The following is a 16754-nucleotide window of genomic DNA, read 5'->3' as shown; positions in this document are numbered from 1 at the left end:
TAAAGTTTTGCCCTCAAATGCATCTAAATAAACATAGAGCGATTTTTGAACATATCGCTCTTTTTGGAGATTAAACTAAATGGCACAACTAACGCCTTTTGCATTAAAAGATTCCCCCGCTCTTATTGAAGCAGTATTTCCTGCGCAAAAAGTATCGGCAGAAGCTCAACGAGAACGTAAATCTGGACCAGCTCAAACTTTACCATCCATAGGTTCATACTGGAAAGGTCGCAAACCTTTAATCTTAGTCAGAGCAATTGTTTTGGGTAGCCTTTTACCGCAAACGGATAACAAAGAAAAAGACTTAGAAATTTTTGAACAGTTAATGGCTTTTGATTCATTGAGTCTTGCAAAAAGAGCTTTGATTCAGAATTCAATTAAACCTAAAGATTTTGCTAGATCAATCACTCTTAGCTCTCCATGGGACTATTTTCTACATAATGTCAAACCAGAAGACGAACGCTTTTCTGATGTTGCATCGATGCAGTTCCCATTGAACTCAGACTCTGAAGGAATAAAGTTACGCTGGCGTAGAGATGTTACTGAGAATGATAAATTAAGTTTAATACAGCAGTATTTGGAGAAATTTGATGATTACGAAGCTAAGTCTTTACAAACGAAGAGACCTGAAGAAGTTGATCAAGCTTGGTTGTATGAGCATGTTTGGCAAAACGTTAACTTTCATTATGCTCACCTAGGAATAAATGCCCAATCTATAGATCAGCTTACGGAACAGTTGGGATTATTAAGGTATGGGGCACGCCCACGAGTAGGGGATGCGTTTAGTGGTGGTGGCTCTATACCGTTTGAAGCAGCTAGAGTTGGATGTGATGTTAACGCTTCTGACTTGAACCCAATAGCATGTATGCTGACTTGGGGGGCAATGAATATTGTTGGTGAAAGCCAAGATAGACGAAAACAAATAGCTGAAGAGCAAAGAGTCATTCTGAATAAACTAGACCAAAAAATATCTGATCTAGGAATAGAGCATGACGAGGCAGGTAATCGTACAAAAGCATACTTATATTGTATTGAGACTCGTTGCCCTGAAACCGGTTGGCTAGTGCCAATGGCACCAAGCTGGGCAATATCAAAGATGAGAAATATAGTAGCAAAGTTAAAGCCAAATCATGAACTCAAACGTTTTGACATTGAAGTAGTAAGCGGTGTGTCGAAAGAGGAAATGAAGCAAGCGGAATCAGGTACAATTCAAGACGGACACCTTGTTTATACGTTAGATGGCAAAAATTATCGAACACCAATCAAAACGATTAGAGGTGACTATACAGATTCTAAGGGGAATAATGCCAATAGACTCAGGAGATGGGATAAAACAGATTTCATGCCTGCTGAAGATGATATATTCCAAGAACGATTGTACGCTGTTCAGTGGATAACTAATGATACTATAGGAAAATCAAGAGAAGAAACTTTTTTTTCATCAGTATCTGAGGCTGACTTAAAGCGAGAGCAGGTAGTTAATCAGGTCGTTTCTCAAAATATTGGACATTGGCAAAAAGAAGGATGTGTACCTGATATGGCTATTGAATCAGGTTATAACACCGATCAACCTATACGAGAACGAGGATGGACGCATTGGCATCACCTATTCAATGCTCGTCAGATTCTTTTTTTTGCATTGCTGGCTGAGTTAAGCAATAAACCTGAAACGTTACTAGGAATAGCGAATTGCTTGGATTTTCATTCAAAGCTTTGTGGCTGGGGGACTAGTACAAAGTGGGATGGAGGCCCTGTACATGTTTTTACAAACCAAGCTTTAAACACTCAAAACAATTATGGCCAATATTCAAGTTATATATTGACTGAAAATATATTCTTTAAGACTTTTCCTGAAAAGGAAAGAGCTTTTAATGCGCGAGTTAATGTAGATATTCGTACATCAAAGGCTGATTCTATTTGTCGTGAGTCAGACTTATGGGTTACTGATCCACCATACGCAGATGCTGTACATTATCATGAGATTACAGAATTTTTTATTGCTTGGTTACGGAAAAATCAACCAGACGAATTTTCAGATTGGATTTGGGACTCTCGTCGAGCTCTAGCTGTAAAAGGAAGTGGTGATGATTTCCGAAAAGGAATGGTTGACTCATATAGCGCGATGGCTAAATATATGCCTGATAACGGTATGCAATGTGTAATGTTCACTCACCAAGATACTGGTGTTTGGTCTGATATGGTCAGCATATTCTGGGCCGCTGGATTACAGGTTATTGGTGCGTGGTATATTGCAACAGAAACCACTTCTGAGCTTAAAAAAGGTGGTTATGTTCAAGGCACTGTGATTTTGATGCTACGCAAACGTCCAGCAGGTGAAAAATCTGGTTTCAAGCAGCGGTTGTTACCTGCCGTTCGAGCTGAAGTGAAAAACCAGATCGAAACCATGATGCATTTGAACAATGAAGTGAAAGATAAAATGGGCGAACCAGTCTTTAATGATTCTGACTTACAGATGGCAGGTTATGCAGCGGCATTAAAAGTGCTTACATCTTATACCCATATTGGTGGTGAGGACGTGACAGCGTTTGCACTACGCCCCCGCACTAAAGGCGAAGTAACCGTAGTCGATGAAATCGTCCAACAAGCGGCAGAGGCTGCTAACAGTCTTTTAGTACCAGAAGGGTTAAGCGCCGACACTTGGCAGAAACTAAGTGGTATTCAACGTTTTTACTTAAGAATGATGGATATTGAAACCACAGGATCTGGCAAGTTAGATAACTATCAAAACTTTGCTAAGGCATTCCGTGTTGAAGGTTACACTCGTGTAATGGGAAGTATGGCTGCCAACAAAGCTCAATTGAAACGAATCCCAGAGTTTGTATCTCGTGATTTAACTGAAGCCAATGAGATAGGTTCCACTTGGTTAGGGCAGTTAATTATAGGTTTACAGCAACTATTAGCCGAAGCAGAACCTCAAACTGTGATTAGCCACCTTCAGGAAGAGCTACCAGACTTTATGGAGATTCGACCAGTTTTGTTCGATATTCTGAAGTTCATTGAAAACAAAGCGCCAGAGCAAACTACCCGTGATGTCGCGGAAGTTCTGGGTGCTCGTTTACGCAATATGCGAGCGTTAGGAAACTAAGCGATAAATGATGAATTACTCATGGTGTAATGGAAAATAATATATGACGATCAGACGTTTTTCTTCGCGAACTCATCGGCTTGATAGTAGCTTTTTACTTGAACATCTAAAAGGTGCCCGCAGTTATAAACGCATAGCGGGTTACTTTACAAGCTCTTTGTTTGAGGTGGCTCATGAGCTTATTGAGGCGATTCCTGAGGTGAAAATCGTCTGTAACGTGGATATTCACCCTGACGACTTGAAAGTAGCTCAGCTTCGAGAGTCTAAGATGATTGGACGCTGGAATGAGCAAGACATAGAGACGGAAGCTCTGCTTAATCGTGACCGTTATCGAAGACTTGATAGCTTTTTAGCTAAACACGGGCAAGTCATTAGGGTTGCACCTGACAGTGTGTGTGGGTTTCTACATGGTAAAGCTGGAGTCATCGAGTGTGAGGATGGCCGAAAACTGGGCTTCATGGGTTCAATGAATGAAACAAGTAGTGGCTGGCAAAGGCACTATGAGATCCTTTGGGAGGATGATTCTCCTGAGGGTGTAGCATGGATAGAAGAAGAGTTCGAATACTTGTGGAACGCCGCTCGTCAGCTACCCGATGCAGTAATACGCGAGGTTAAGCGCCGTGGATATCGTCGTGAAATCGTATTTGATGAGATTGATGATGAAGATGACGTAGCACCAGCTGCATTGATTGAATCACCGCTCTATCGCCAAGGGTTTTCACTAAGGCCCTGGCAGCAAGGTTTTGTTACCGAGTGTATTCGTCATTATCGCAACCATGGCATCGTACGCTTGCTTATTGCTGATGAGGTTGGGCTAGGTAAAACTTTATCAATGGCGACCGCCGCATTGAGTCTTTGCCTTCTTAGTGATAAAGAAAACAAAAAGCGTAAACCCGTTATTATCTTTGCACCTGCGACACTTTGTGAACAGTGGCAAACAGAGATGATAGACAAGTTAGGTATCCCGTGTGCTAGATGGCACACACAAAAAAAAGCCTGGGTAGATTCGGATGAGCGAGTGATATCGCCTTCAGGTCGGGAGTTTATCGCAAAATGCCCTCTACGTATTGGCATAGTCTCAACAGGTCTAATGATGCAAGAGTCTTTAGAGAAAGATCACCTCTTAGGTTTGAGATTTGGTCTTACCATTCTTGATGAAGCCCATAAGGCTCGAAGCCGACAAGGGTTTGGAAAGGAAGCTGGGAGCCCAAATAATTTACTCACTTTTATGCGTAATGTGGCTCAGCGTTCTGACCATGTGATCTTGGGCACGGCGACACCTATTCAAACGTGTTCAGAGGACCTTTGGGACCTTATGGGCATATTGCATCAAGGAGAAGGAAATTTTGTTCTAGGGAATGATCTAGCCATGTGGCATCGTCCAAAAGATGTATTACCTATTTTGTCTGGTGAACAGCATGTTAGTGAGCCTAGCTTTGCATGGGAGTTATTACGTTCCCCACTACCGATGGTTGATTCTAGCAACGAGAAACATTCGCGGAAACTATTTAGGTCCATTCGAGAAGATCTTGATTTACTAAATAATCGAAAGTCAGATATTAGAACCCCATTAACTGATTTATCTGATGACTCTAGAGACTATCTAGAAGACGAGCTAGATCGTGACATTGCAGGAGCTAGTTTCTTTCAGCGCGAGAATCCATTCGTTCGCCATATTGTTTTACGTAAACGTGTGACGTTAGAGGAAGCAAACCTACTCCCTCGTATTGGTGTAAACGTTCACCCAGATAGGAAATTAGCCAAAGAAGTGCATAAGTTTGGCAGTTTGTTTACGGGTAAGGCGTTAATTACTAGCGAAGAGTTTCGTCAGGCTTATACAGAAGCCCGGAACTTTGGTAAAGCGCTTGCGCAAAGCGGCAAAGGTAGTGGTTTTATGAAAAACCTAATGGAGCAACGCATTTGTTCAAGCATTGTTGCCGGTTTAAACACTGCTAAAATGTTACTAGAAGGGCGCACCGTACAGGAAGAGAGTGATGAGCAATTCATTGAGCTAAAAGCGGAAAGCCCAGAAGAAATAGCTGTTCTTGAACAGATGATCGCTAGACTAGAAAGTATTGATGAAGATCCTAAACTACGTGCTGTAATACATTACTTGGAGTTGGAAGGTTGGCTTAAACATGGCGTTATTATTTTCAGTCAATACTATGATACAGCAAAATGGATTGCGGACTCTTTAGCAGAGCGGTACCCAAATCAAGCTGTTGGATTATATGCTGGTGCAGGGAGAAGTCGTCTGTACCAAAAAGGTGATAGTGTAAATATTGAGCGTGAGACCTTAAAGAAAATGGTCGCAGAACATCAATTAGAAATCATGGTTGCTACAGATGCAGCCTGTGAAGGCTTGAACCTACAAACGTTAGGAACGCTTATAAATGTTGATCTTCCTTGGAATCCAACCAAGCTGGAGCAGAGAATAGGCAGGATCAAACGCTTTGGACAAGTTCGAGACCAAGTTGATATGCTCAATTTGGTTAATGAACAGACCGTCGATGAAAAGGTGTATGAAAAGCTTTCTGAACGTATGCTGGACCGTTACGGCTTATTCGGCTCATTGCCAGATACTATTAAAGATGAGTGGATAGAAGATATTGAAACGATGGGTGAAAAAATGGATGAATACATAGACGCTCAAAAGAAAGCTAATGGTTTTGATCTTCGTTATACAACCACAATGGAACCGTCCGACAAAGACTGGCGAGACTGCTCTAACGTTCTATCCAGAAGAGACTTCAGTGAATTAATGACTTCAGGGTGGGGCGAGTAAAATAATTGATCACTAAACAACTTCCCAATTTATCAGATTGGGAAGTTGTTAAGCAGTGTCATAAGGTCAAAACGAAAGTAAACTTTTCGGTGTTCTTTTTAACTTCTATTTCTATCAAATAATACGTTAGAAACTTTACTACAGACAATCTTCGGCATATCTTGCAAATCGTTGTATATTGAGGTGTTAAAAATTATCTTCACATACTCCATTTTTCAGCTAACTTTTGTTTGCATAGTACATAGTATCTGTTCCGTATTTATAGTTGATATTGTCAAGTAGCTTCATTATTGATGAGTCAGTATTTTGTGGATTAAAAAGTTCATATTGCTGGTGGCATTCACTACTTAAATCGAGTAATCCAACACCTAATTTATTATTTTGATCGCCAGGTATATAAAGTGTATTTATTAGAACGTATGAATTTACTAAAATTTTAATTCTTGCTACGAATCTTGTAATGATTGATATTGAGAATCCTCTCTAGTTGCTATGTAGCAACTAGAGAGGATACAGTTTGTAAATTTTAAGCTATTAACTTTACGAAATTTCTTTCTATTTTATTTTTATCGAATTTCGTAATTTCTAGCATAATTGAAAACTGCTCTAAAAATTGTGCTTCTGAATCTCCGATATTTCCATCAATTGAAATTATTGAGTAAGCATAAAAATAAAATAGTTCTTCTTGCTCGTTTTCAATTGCATATTTAGATATGTTTTTTAAAGACATCGAGTTATCAAAAGTATCTGCAATGATTTTATTTATTTCTTTCTTTTTTATATCCATTTTATCTATTTTTTCTTGTGGAAAGAGTCCATTTTCAGAAAAAATATAATTATCAATTAACTCAAAACAATGTTTTTCTTCTTCATCTGTAAGTACACCATCTGCGTACGCAGCTTGCGAGTAAACAGATATAATTGCTTTAAGTGATTCCATGTCATTACTCAAGGAGGGACCCTCATTTACGTCGATTGAGTTTTGGTTCTGCTCTTGAGCATATTTTTTTAAAGCTTGACCTAATATTGCAACCGCTGCAGCTATGACACCTGCATCATCAGTTAATCCCAATATTGGTACTACATCCGGGATTGCATCAACAGGCGATATTGTATAAATCAAGGCACCAATAGCAACTGCTTTGCTCTCCCATTGAGCGGTTGGATCTTTTGTCATTTCCCAAAGAGAGATTACTTGATCCCAGATTTTTTTAAGCTCCCCTTTATTCATGTTTCCTATACTTTTATTAACACGAGTTAAATCATTATCATTTGCGTTGTTTTTGAGTTTGTCGAATTCTCTCATTGCTTCATCGTTAGAATTAGATTGGACTTTATCTTTATTAAAAACTTTATTAAGGTTTCCTGATACAGTTGAAGTAGCATTAGTGGCTTTTTCTTTTATGTTATCTGGAATAAGTTCTTTAGCTTCTTTAACTTTTGATGCTAATTCTTTTGCTTTATTTTTCAAACTAATAAATCCCATTACTTGTCCTTTTCTTAATAATATAAATAATATCTTCATTCTACCCATTCATGGGCTGTAATATACTTTTTATTACATTTTAATAAAAAGTAAGTTCAGGTTTTTAATATACCTACTTTTCATCGGTGGAGGGGTGCTACATTTATAAATGTAGTAAAATATGAATTTAATCGTATTTATAATTTGAATATAACGAGCACTTAAGTGATGTCACTTAGTCGTTTTTCGTGTCACTCCTGCAACTCTTAATGCTTGTAATCTCGTTATAGAGTTAGAGCCATTAGATGCTTCTGAAATATGGTTACTCCACCAGCTCATTATTTTTTTGCGGCGTTCAAGGTAGTCAGTACGGTTGTAAGCGCTTCTTACTTTATCTTTATCTACATGTGAAAGGGCGGCTTCAATAACGTCTACATCAAAGCCTTGTTCATTTAAAGTTGTACTGGCAAGTGCGCGTAAGCCATGTGAAGTTTGTTGCCCTTTAAAGCCCATTCTTTCTAATGCTTTATTTGCTGTTTGGCTACTGACATGTTTTTTGCGACTAGTATGTCCTGGGAATACAAATTCACTTTCAGGTGTGATTGATTTTATTGTTTGAAGTAAAACTAAAGTTTGATCTGTAAGAGGGATTGTGTGCGCTCTACCTTTCTTCATTCGTTCTTCAGGAATATTCCAAAGTTGATTTTCTAAATCAATTTCATCCCAACGAGTACCTGCCGCTTCAGAAGGACGTGTCATTGTGTGTAACTGCCATTCTATTAAACAGCGTGTTATGTGCTTAATACTCGCATAGTTCAAAACTGTTAATAGTTTAGGTAATTCTTCAGGCTTTAACGAGGCTTGATTAGTTACTTTAGGAGCTGCAAATGCTTTTCCTATACCAGCTAATCTATTATGTTCGATAATCCCAGTATTAACTGCAAATGTCATGATCTCATTGAGGTTTCGACATATTCTCCCCACTGTTTCGAGTTTTCCTTCATTGGCTAAAGGTTGAAGTACTTTTATTGTTTGTGGAGCAGTTATTTCATTAATTGGGTATTTACCCATATCGGCTAACAAGTATTTATCGAGGCGTTGTTTTAATTTCCTTGCTGTTAACTCTTTAATACTTGTTTTTTTTACTGCAAACCAATTTTCAAATACTAATTTAAGCGTATTAGACATTTCTTGATTTTTTAACTTTAGTATTGCTTCTTTATGCTCTTTAGGGTCTATATCTTCAGCGAGCAACTGCCTAAACTCTCTAGTTTTAGCTCTTGCTTTAGCTAGAGGTAAATCAGGGTAACGCCCTAAAGAAATACTTGCTCTTTTGTTTGTGACAGGGCGTTGGTAATTGAATAGCCACAGTTTAGTACCTGTCGGCTTTATGCGTAAAGATAAACCATTACCATCATAGAGATTATATTCTTTAGTTTTTAAAGGTGATGTTTGAATTTGAGTAGCTGTTAAAGGTTGGGTTTTATTAGCCATTTAAATAATCCCTAAGTCGTATTTTTTGTTCCGTGTTGCAATGACATCTATCGTGTTGCAATCAGTGTTGCATTAAAATGCAGATTTTACAAGACGGTAATAGACGTTCTGGGATTCCTAAAATACTGAAATGGTTGATTTTAGTGGCTTAGATTGGTGTTTGTGGACTTTACGGGACGTTATGAAATAAGAGATTGGTGCTCGCTACTGGACTTGAACCAGTGACCTACGCCATGTCATGGCGGCACTCTACCAACTGAGTTAAGCGAGCTTATATAGAAGCTGTTGAAAGCGAAGTGATTTTGCGACATCTTGGCACTACTGTCAATGAAACTTTACCAACTTTAGTTTGTTTGATGTTTTTTTGTGCGCTACGCTTGTTGTTCGTCTATTTTAAACGCAATTAAGGTTATTTAGTGGCCTCTTTTTTAGTGCGTTCAATCAGTTTTGGGATTTCTGAAATAAGTTGTCTGTAAATACTGGTTACTTTTTTGTAGAAAATGGCGGTCAATAATGTGCCTGCGATAAAAGACAGTAAGATTAATAACGACATTATCGATAATCCACGTTGCTGATAATTTTGAATTAAACTTAAAATTCGTTTCTGCTCCAAAGCGATACGGATATAACCTATCTTAGTGCCATCGTCATAAAGTTCTGCAATGTAGGGGATAACACCCTCTGCTTCATCACTTTGTTTGCCACCAATTTTTAATAATACGGGTAAAGGTATCGATGCTTTAGATTGGTAAAGTATTTGCCCCAGTTTATCGTAGATAATGGCATCTCTCACAATTGGATCTTCACTGAGATCATCAATCAGTAGTTGTAAATTTTCTTGGTTTTTTTGAGATAAATAGCGAGATGCTTCAGCGGCGGCTAAGTTGGTTAATGAATAAGAAAATTTCTCTGTTTGCTGGAAACGGACAGCATTAGATTCATTTTGCAGGGTGATAAATTGATAAGCAATTACTGCAAATAATGCAAACATGGTCACTACTTGTAACGTACGTTTTATCCAGAAAAGCTTGTTAACCATACATTTAAACCCTTAGTTATCGTATCTACGCTTGCATTATAAATTAGCAATCGCTATCTTGTGAGCAATATTTTTACGGCAATTAAACAATAGGCATATTACAGTGGAAATGATTAAAACACTTCAAGTACCTGCTCACTCTATCTCATTTTTGCAATGGAAAGTAGATTTGCAATCTTCAGTTGAAGCGAGACAACCATTATTTTTAATTAATGATACGCCAGAAAATGAATTTTATGCTCGGGCAGAATTAGTGTTAATGGGAAAAAATATCAGCACTCGCGCTTTAATTGCTTTAAAAACAATACTCATTAATGAAGCTGTATCGCAGGTTGTATTATCTAATCTAGGTGAAGTCGAAGGCGTTAATTTTATACGCCTAACGCTGAATACGCTTCCGAGCGTTGTAAGCGAAGCTGTTAGTGCGTTTGCACTTGAACATGAGTGTGACGTTGCATTAGTTGAACAGTTACCTAATTTTGCGGTACCTGGCCTAGTATTGATGGACATGGATTCAACTACGATACAGATTGAATGTATTGATGAAATTGCGCGGTTATATGGGGTTGGTGACCAAGTTTCAGCTGTTACTGCTGCGGCAATGCGAGGTGAGTTAGATTTTAATGAAAGCTTACGTACCCGTGTTGGTAAGTTAGCAGGAGCACCTGAGTCGGTGATTAAAGAAGTCGCGGATAATATGCCACTCATGCCTGGTTTAGTGGCTTTAATTGCGGGTTTAAAAGCGGCTAAGTGGAAAGTTGCCATTGCTTCTGGTGGATTCACTTACTTCGCTAATCGATTAAAAGCGGACCACGGTTTTGATGCTGCTTATGCGAATACCTTGGAGATTATTGATGATACGCTAACGGGTCAGGTAACGGGTGAAATTGTTAATGCTGATGTTAAAGCACGTACACTAAAAGAGTTAGCGACATCGTTCGATATCCCTATGAATCAAACAGTTGCTATTGGTGATGGTGCTAATGATTTAGTTATGATGGCAGCCTCTGCAATGGGGATTGCTATCCATGCCAAGCCTATTGTGCAAGAGAAAGCTGCAGTTGCCTTAAATCACTTAGATCTAGAAGGGGCGTTGTGTTTACTGATTGCTTCTTTACCTTTACAAACTCAGTAAGCAATAAATAAACCTTTAGTTAGTTGTAAGATTAAATAGGCGGAGCAAATTGTTTGTATACTCCGCCTAACTTGGTTAACAAAATGAGTTTATGCCTGCCTTTATGATCTACTTCTTTAAACAGCCATCTTTAGCTGACAGCTTTTTATGGGTAATTATTTATAATTAGCTATCTATAAGTAAATATCAAAAGATAATTATCTACAACAAACTTCAATCGCCCAGTATCTGCTTAGTCCTGTCTATAACTTGTATCATGGCATTAATTTTTAGTATTTCTTCTTCAATGCGCTGGCTAAGATGTTTTGCATAACAAGATATAATATTTACTTCTGAGCTAACTACTGCTAAATCAGGGGCTTTGATGGAAGTTAATCGGTAATGCAATATTTGCAGTTGTTTCAGCTCTTTATTATCTAAAATAAACTTTCTTTTGCTCTCTTTAGATTTAAAGTCCTCATCTAAGTAGCTATTGATCTTCCACTTATTATTGGCGACTAATATTTTTTGAACGTAGATAGTGCATTCAAAATTTAATGGATTTTCAAGTGTTGAAACAGTTCTTAATGGCGTATGTAAAATACGCTCTAATAATCTTCTATTAGATAAGGCGAGATGATTATTTTCATATGAATCTTTACTGTTAATATTAAACAATTGCTTGAGTGCCTTAGACGTGTCGGCAATTGAAGATAGCGAAACTTTGGCTTTGCAATTTTGAGTTGATACATAGAAGAAGGCTGGATGCAGCGCACTCTCTGCAGCTTCCCTTAAACGCGATGTTACTGGTTGTTTATTGGCCTTAAGTGGGATGACTTGAAAGTGTGTTGGGTTATTTTTAATTAATATTGAAAAGAACTGGTGCATAGTTAAATAACTATCACGAGTTGCTACCTGTAAGTGAAAGGTATTATTTGGACCAGAAGAAATCACACGGTATTCAATGTTAGAAAGGGTAAATTGTTTAGATAGCTTTTGTAGGTCGATAAAATCAATTTTAATTAAACTACGTCTTGCTAAGGATTCTTTAGCACCTAGTTGTATTTTTAAACCTGACGTTGAAAAATCGACTATTTTCCCAGAACAAATATCTTTCCCAGCTGTTAATTTAATTGCACTGTTAAAGCTATAACGTTCTTCTTTGCGTAATTCATCGGGAAACAGATCATATACAGGAACAAAGCCTGGTTGTTTTTCTCGGTGCACAAAAATATTTAATAGATTGAGGTCTCTTTTTTCATCACTACGATGATCTATTTCAATGATTTCATTAGTCGCTATTTCAGTTAATGTTGCAACATGCGTAATATCATCAAATATTGATGGCTTTATATCTGTCAACCCGTATGTTTTTTTGGCTTTATAAACATAATTTTGCAGTGTTAAATGATAGCAACGCCAATTAGGTTTAGTACGACCATACTCAATAAATAAATGCTTTAAGTTTTCTTTTTTTAATTCTTCTTCGGTCGCTGATAAGAAGAACTCCTCGCCTTCACTGATATATGTAAAGCAATACACTGTTGTTGCTAGTGTTGGCTTCGCCATACTTAACATTGCGGCTAATCGCTTTTCAGAGAATAAAAAAGGCAGTTGATTGCTATTATCACAACGCCAATCATCTATAATTTCTTTGTTTGCTTGATTACGGAGTGAGAATATTAATGCGGAACTATGGGTTGCATTAAGATAAATCGGGAGGCTACTTAAGCCCATCAACGTACTGGTTCTAATCAGTTTTTCTCGCACTAGGCGGAAATAATAGTGCACATCTAATTTATATTTATGCTGATTACTGCGAATAAATAATTTTATGAAATTAACAAAAGCCGGTTTATCGTCCTCTAGGTTTAAATATAGATAAAAACCCGTTTTTTCTTGTTGTTGTTTAACTAAACGATAAGTTATTTTTTGCCCTGTGATCGCTTTATCTTTGTAGTCATTACCTAAAGCAGTAAAATTAACCTTAATGAATTGATCATCAAGGTAGTTCGACTTTTCTGATAACTTTACTTTAAGTCCCGTAATAGAAATGTTTGATGTACTTGCTTGATGCTCAGATCCATCTTCAAGTATGACAGTTATCTTTGATACAAAAAACATACGTGCAGCAGATTGTTTACTGTGATTATCTAATTGAATATTTTCTGTAATATTGGGGTCTACTTCAGGTGCTATTTTAGCCACAGGTTTTGCTGATTTTTCCTGTTTTACTTTTTGAACATGCTCCAATACTTGTTCATAAGCCCCAATGGTATATTCGCCATATAGTTTTATTGCCGCTGTTAATTCTTTATCTGCTGAGGGAGTGAGGTAATGCATAATATCTTGGTGCGTGAATTGTTGCGTTTCATCCGTTACCTTTTCACGCAGGTCTATAATCCGAGAACAGGGTTTGGCAAGTCGGCTTAATTCCATCTTGATCAGAAATTTATCACTAGTACTTTCACCAAAGAAAACTTTATCCAGCATAGTACTAAAGTCCGCTTTATTTCGAAGCGGAATTAACGTTCTGATTTGTGATTGATAAGCCTTAAAGTCCATAAATGCAGTATCTCTTTTTACAAAAATTTTGTTATTGAAAAGTTATTCTAGGTCGATACCTTCTATATGTCACTTATTACTAAGGATATTTTTGTTGTCTACCACATTAAATCATCAGGGATTGCAAATTCAGCATACGGGTCATCTGCTTCATTTTCTGTTGAATTATCTGTTTGGTCATGCAGTGCAACAAGTACTGATTCGTCGATAGCGCGTAATTTCTCAGCGGCTTCTTTGTTGATTAAATAAAATTCTTCATTCAATACACAAATGGCAAAAGAGCCTTTGATTAAACCCTGCTGAATAGAAGGTGTTACAGCAATGCGCTTAACTTTGTTTTCATAAGTGAAATGGTAGTCTAGTTCACCTTGGTAATCTTTTTCACAATGCTGAGCAATCATCTGGATTAATTTACCATGTGCAGCGCGTATTGCTAATTGTTGTTGGGTTTCTTGGTTATCCGCTAGGTCTTTTTGTCTTTGCAATTCAGTTTTTTCTTGTACTGCTTTTTGTACGTCTGAAATAACCACCGTCCCTTTTTTTTTCTTTTGTTTTGCTTGTCGACGTTTTTCTGTTTGTGCTTGTTTTGCTTTTTGCTTATTAACTAAACCTGAATTCATTAATTGCTCTTGTAATGAAGCCATATCGAAACCCTTTGCTAATGAAATATAAAGGAAATAGTTTAGCATATAATGTTATTTCAAATATCGACTTTCTTTTAAAAAAGGGTTAGATTGAAGTGTCGGGCAAAGGATATGTTCAAATACAAGGAGCTGAATATAATGAAAAATTTACAAGTTAAGCAGTTTATGACAGGTAAAAGCATTGCATTCACAAAAGGAATGAATTTAGAAGCGGCTGTTGATAAATTATTATTATCTAATTTAATCGGCGGGCCTGTTATTGATGAGACGGGACATGTAGTAGGTTGGTTATCTGAGCAGGATTGCCTTGCTAAGTTAATTGAAGCGAGTTACTACCATGAACATGCTGCATTGGTTGAAGACGTTATGTCTGATGCACCTTTGAGTATCCCTTCGACGCTAAGCATTCTAGATTTGGCACAGAAGATGATCCACGAAAAACCGAAAATGTATCCTGTGTTAGACGAGGATAATATTTATGTTGGTTTGATCACTAGAAAAGTTGTACTGGGTGCAATCAAGTCACAATTACAACAAAACTAATATTAGCGATTATTTAATATTTATCAGTTGTAGTGCATATAAAACGTGCTAATTTGGCACGTTTTAGGTTTATTTAAATCTAGATTAAGCCTTAAAGATACTGTAATACAAACAGTGTGGCAGCGCCTAAGACCTTTTAAATAATACCATCTAACTTATTTGTATTACCTTTGTCTCTAAACTTCACATCAGTTTAATTTCACACTTTGTACATAAACGTCAGTTTTAAGTCCAACTCTATTTTTTAGTTACAAAAACTTGAACGCGTATATAAATTGCGTTTATTTTAGGTAAATAGTCTGTTTATCCCAGCAAGTTGAATTAATAGTTGTTCCTTTATATTGGTCGAGTTGTTTGATGAACGCTAGCCGAGTGTTCGCAGTTACCCCTAAACTTTGTAAATGCTCTGTCATCATTTGGCAGTCTATTAATTGCCCTTGAAAGCGTGAAAAATGTTGGCTCAAAGCAATAAAAGCAAGTTTTGATGCATTTGTTTGTTGATGGAACATCGACTCACCACAAAAAATGGCACCTACATTGACCCCATATAATCCACCCACTAATTGACCTTGATCCCAAACTTCCACTGAATGTGCGACGCCGCGTAAATGTAACTGATAATAGGCCGATTGGATTGCAGGGCTGATCCACGTTTCAGCTTGCTTTTTACGAGGTTGTGCACAGGCTGTAACGACATCTTTAAAACGATGGTTAACGGTGATCGTAAGTGAGGTTTGGCGAATAAATTTTGCCATGCTTTTACTTATATGTACTTGCTGTGGTTGGATCACGGCTCTTTCAGCAGGACTCCACCATAGAATAGGCTCGCCATCGGAAAACCAAGGGAAAATAGCATGTTGATAGGCATTAAGCAGTCGTTCGGGTGATAAGTCACCACCGATTGCTAGTAGTCCTTCTGGATCATCTAACGCATTGTTGGGATCGGGGAATTGAATAGAGTCAATGGATAATGCGGTGAGTTGTTTTGGCATAAGTTCTCTAGATGTTTTGGGAAAAGTAATTAAAGCTAGCTTATTTGCTAGTAAATGACATTCCCAAGAATTTAAAGAATGATATTTTTATGTTCATCAGATAATCTGTCATTTTACATGATTTGAATAGATTAAGGATCCATTACGGTACTTAGGCTACCTTTTTTATTGGCTGTGTTTTTAAGGTAATCAAAAAGGTAATCGCCTAAGAGTTAGTTGCCGTTATACCAATAAATCGGGTTTTCAGACATTTAACTATTTTATTTGTTATCGTGTATTGAATTAGCATTTAAATTTATCACATTTTAAAAAATTAAGGTCAAATTGATGAGTGTAATCGATTACGAAAACTTGTTTGAAGTTAGAAAGCAAAAAGAAGAAGAAAAAGGGCAAGTGACTATTGTTATAACACCTGATTTAAGTATCCCATCTCCAGACTTGATGATAAGACATCGAATTAAATTTGATGGTATTTTACATTCAAAAATTACATTTAATAGCATTAGTAATTGTGATGATATTAAAGGCAGTGTGACAACATTCTATAAATTCAATAATGAAGTTAAATCTATCATATTCATTCAAAGTGAAATCATTCCCTACAGCACTGATTTAGATGTTCGTTATATAAATGAAGCTTATAAATATACTTTTCTTATTCATGGGCTTGCACATGTAAATGACTTTGAAAATAGTATTAATTTTAATAAAAACGATAAGCAAATAGATGTAATTAAAATTGAAGCTTATGCGGCAGCCTACGTACTAAAATATTTTACAGTGAAAAGTTACGACATTGCGAGGGCGTTATATGCACGCAGATTACTTAAGTTGAATAATTCGAGTAATGGTTGTTGTTTACAAATTCAACGAGAAATAATGAAGAAGTATCCAAAGAAAAAGCTACTTCAATGGTCAAAACAGCTTTAAAAAAAGAGGGTATACAGATAATTAAAGGTTATGAAACCTGTTAACTACTGTATACCCTCATTATTATTCACTTTACC

Annotated in this window: 11 protein-coding genes and 1 tRNA gene; 5 read left to right on the top strand and 7 right to left on the bottom strand. The window is 37.1% G+C overall.

Annotation, left to right across the window (positions count from 1 at the left end; translation table 11 throughout):
* Positions 1–79 precede the first annotated feature (79 nt).
* Both MT390_RS04275 and MT390_RS04270 read left to right on the top strand, forming a co-directional pair.
* Positions 80–3106 (top strand): anti-phage-associated DUF1156 domain-containing protein, encoded by a 3027-nt coding sequence (locus tag MT390_RS04275; RefSeq protein ID WP_499439768.1) that lies wholly within the window; start codon positions 80–82, stop codon positions 3104–3106.
* Between the two features lie 43 nt (positions 3107–3149).
* Complete coding sequence (locus MT390_RS04270) at positions 3150–5891, top strand: phospholipase D-like domain-containing anti-phage protein (protein ID WP_499439767.1); 2742 nt, start codon at positions 3150–3152, stop codon at positions 5889–5891.
* Positions 5892–6417: 526 nt separating this feature from the next.
* Here MT390_RS04270 and MT390_RS04265 read toward each other — a convergent pair.
* From MT390_RS04265 to MT390_RS04250, 4 genes are all read right to left on the bottom strand, one after another.
* Complete coding sequence (locus MT390_RS04265) at positions 6418–7377, bottom strand: DUF1232 domain-containing protein (RefSeq protein ID WP_499439765.1); 960 nt, start codon at positions 7375–7377, stop codon at positions 6418–6420.
* Positions 7378–7587: 210 nt separating this feature from the next.
* A complete protein-coding gene (locus MT390_RS04260) occupies positions 7588–8850 on the bottom strand; it encodes an integrase domain-containing protein (RefSeq protein ID WP_499439763.1) in 1263 nt (420 codons plus the stop codon).
* Positions 8851–9045: 195 nt separating this feature from the next.
* A tRNA-Val gene (locus MT390_RS04255) sits at positions 9046–9121 on the bottom strand.
* A gap of 138 nt (positions 9122–9259) precedes the next feature.
* Positions 9260–9889 carry an AhpA/YtjB family protein gene (locus tag MT390_RS04250; protein ID WP_499439762.1) on the bottom strand — a complete coding sequence of 210 codons (630 nt, stop codon included), beginning with the start codon at positions 9887–9889 and terminating at the stop codon, positions 9260–9262.
* A gap of 109 nt (positions 9890–9998) precedes the next feature.
* Here MT390_RS04250 and serB point away from each other — a divergent pair, with 109 nt between their 5' ends.
* Complete coding sequence (serB, locus tag MT390_RS04245; RefSeq protein ID WP_166372968.1) at positions 9999–11024, top strand: phosphoserine phosphatase SerB; 1026 nt, start codon at positions 9999–10001, stop codon at positions 11022–11024.
* Between the two features lie 213 nt (positions 11025–11237).
* Here the strand turns inward: serB and MT390_RS04240 are convergent, their stop codons facing one another.
* Both MT390_RS04240 and MT390_RS04235 read right to left on the bottom strand, forming a co-directional pair.
* On the bottom strand, positions 11238–13568 hold the full coding sequence (locus tag MT390_RS04240) for a PilZ domain-containing protein (protein WP_499439760.1): 2331 nt from the start codon (positions 13566–13568) through the stop codon (positions 11238–11240).
* 98 nt (positions 13569–13666) lie between these two features.
* Positions 13667–14212 (bottom strand): DUF2058 domain-containing protein, encoded by a 546-nt coding sequence (locus MT390_RS04235; protein WP_499439759.1) that lies wholly within the window; start codon positions 14210–14212, stop codon positions 13667–13669.
* 138 nt (positions 14213–14350) lie between these two features.
* On the opposite strand from MT390_RS04235, the gene MT390_RS04230 reads away from it, so the two are divergent.
* The gene (locus tag MT390_RS04230) at positions 14351–14755 is read left to right on the top strand and encodes a CBS domain-containing protein (RefSeq protein WP_166372950.1); all 405 of its coding nucleotides are present in this window, start codon (positions 14351–14353) and stop codon (positions 14753–14755) included.
* A gap of 281 nt (positions 14756–15036) precedes the next feature.
* Here MT390_RS04230 and aat read toward each other — a convergent pair whose 3' ends face one another.
* Complete coding sequence (gene aat / locus MT390_RS04225) at positions 15037–15747, bottom strand: leucyl/phenylalanyl-tRNA--protein transferase (RefSeq protein ID WP_166372949.1); 711 nt, start codon at positions 15745–15747, stop codon at positions 15037–15039.
* A gap of 327 nt (positions 15748–16074) precedes the next feature.
* On the opposite strand from aat, the gene MT390_RS04220 reads away from it, so the two are divergent.
* Positions 16075–16677: a hypothetical protein gene (locus tag MT390_RS04220; RefSeq protein WP_166372948.1), complete on the top strand. Its 603-nt coding sequence runs from the start codon at positions 16075–16077 to the stop codon at positions 16675–16677.
* The last annotated feature ends 77 nt before the right edge of the window (positions 16678–16754 follow it).

It is taken from the genome of Vibrio sp. 2-Bac 85, from assembly GCF_037546705.1.
Lineage (GTDB): Bacteria > Pseudomonadota > Gammaproteobacteria > Enterobacterales > Psychromonadaceae > Psychromonas.
The sequence above is the reverse complement of the archived record's forward strand: the minus strand, read 5'-3'. Positions and strand labels throughout refer to the sequence as shown.

Coding starts and splice junctions, on each gene's coding strand:
- MT390_RS04275 (WP_499439768.1), top strand. CDS start 80: ATGGCACAACTAACGCCTTTTGCATTAAAAGATTCCCCCGCTCTTATT.
- MT390_RS04270 (WP_499439767.1), top strand. CDS start 3,150: ATGACGATCAGACGTTTTTCTTCGCGAACTCATCGGCTTGATAGTAGC.
- MT390_RS04265 (WP_499439765.1), bottom strand. CDS start 7,377: ATGGGATTTATTAGTTTGAAAAATAAAGCAAAAGAATTAGCATCAAAA.
- MT390_RS04260 (WP_499439763.1), bottom strand. CDS start 8,850: ATGGCTAATAAAACCCAACCTTTAACAGCTACTCAAATTCAAACATCA.
- MT390_RS04250 (WP_499439762.1), bottom strand. CDS start 9,889: ATGGTTAACAAGCTTTTCTGGATAAAACGTACGTTACAAGTAGTGACC.
- serB (WP_166372968.1), top strand. CDS start 9,999: ATGATTAAAACACTTCAAGTACCTGCTCACTCTATCTCATTTTTGCAA.
- MT390_RS04240 (WP_499439760.1), bottom strand. CDS start 13,568: ATGGACTTTAAGGCTTATCAATCACAAATCAGAACGTTAATTCCGCTT.
- MT390_RS04235 (WP_499439759.1), bottom strand. CDS start 14,212: ATGGCTTCATTACAAGAGCAATTAATGAATTCAGGTTTAGTTAATAAG.
- MT390_RS04230 (WP_166372950.1), top strand. CDS start 14,351: ATGAAAAATTTACAAGTTAAGCAGTTTATGACAGGTAAAAGCATTGCA.
- aat (WP_166372949.1), bottom strand. CDS start 15,747: ATGCCAAAACAACTCACCGCATTATCCATTGACTCTATTCAATTCCCC.
- MT390_RS04220 (WP_166372948.1), top strand. CDS start 16,075: ATGAGTGTAATCGATTACGAAAACTTGTTTGAAGTTAGAAAGCAAAAA.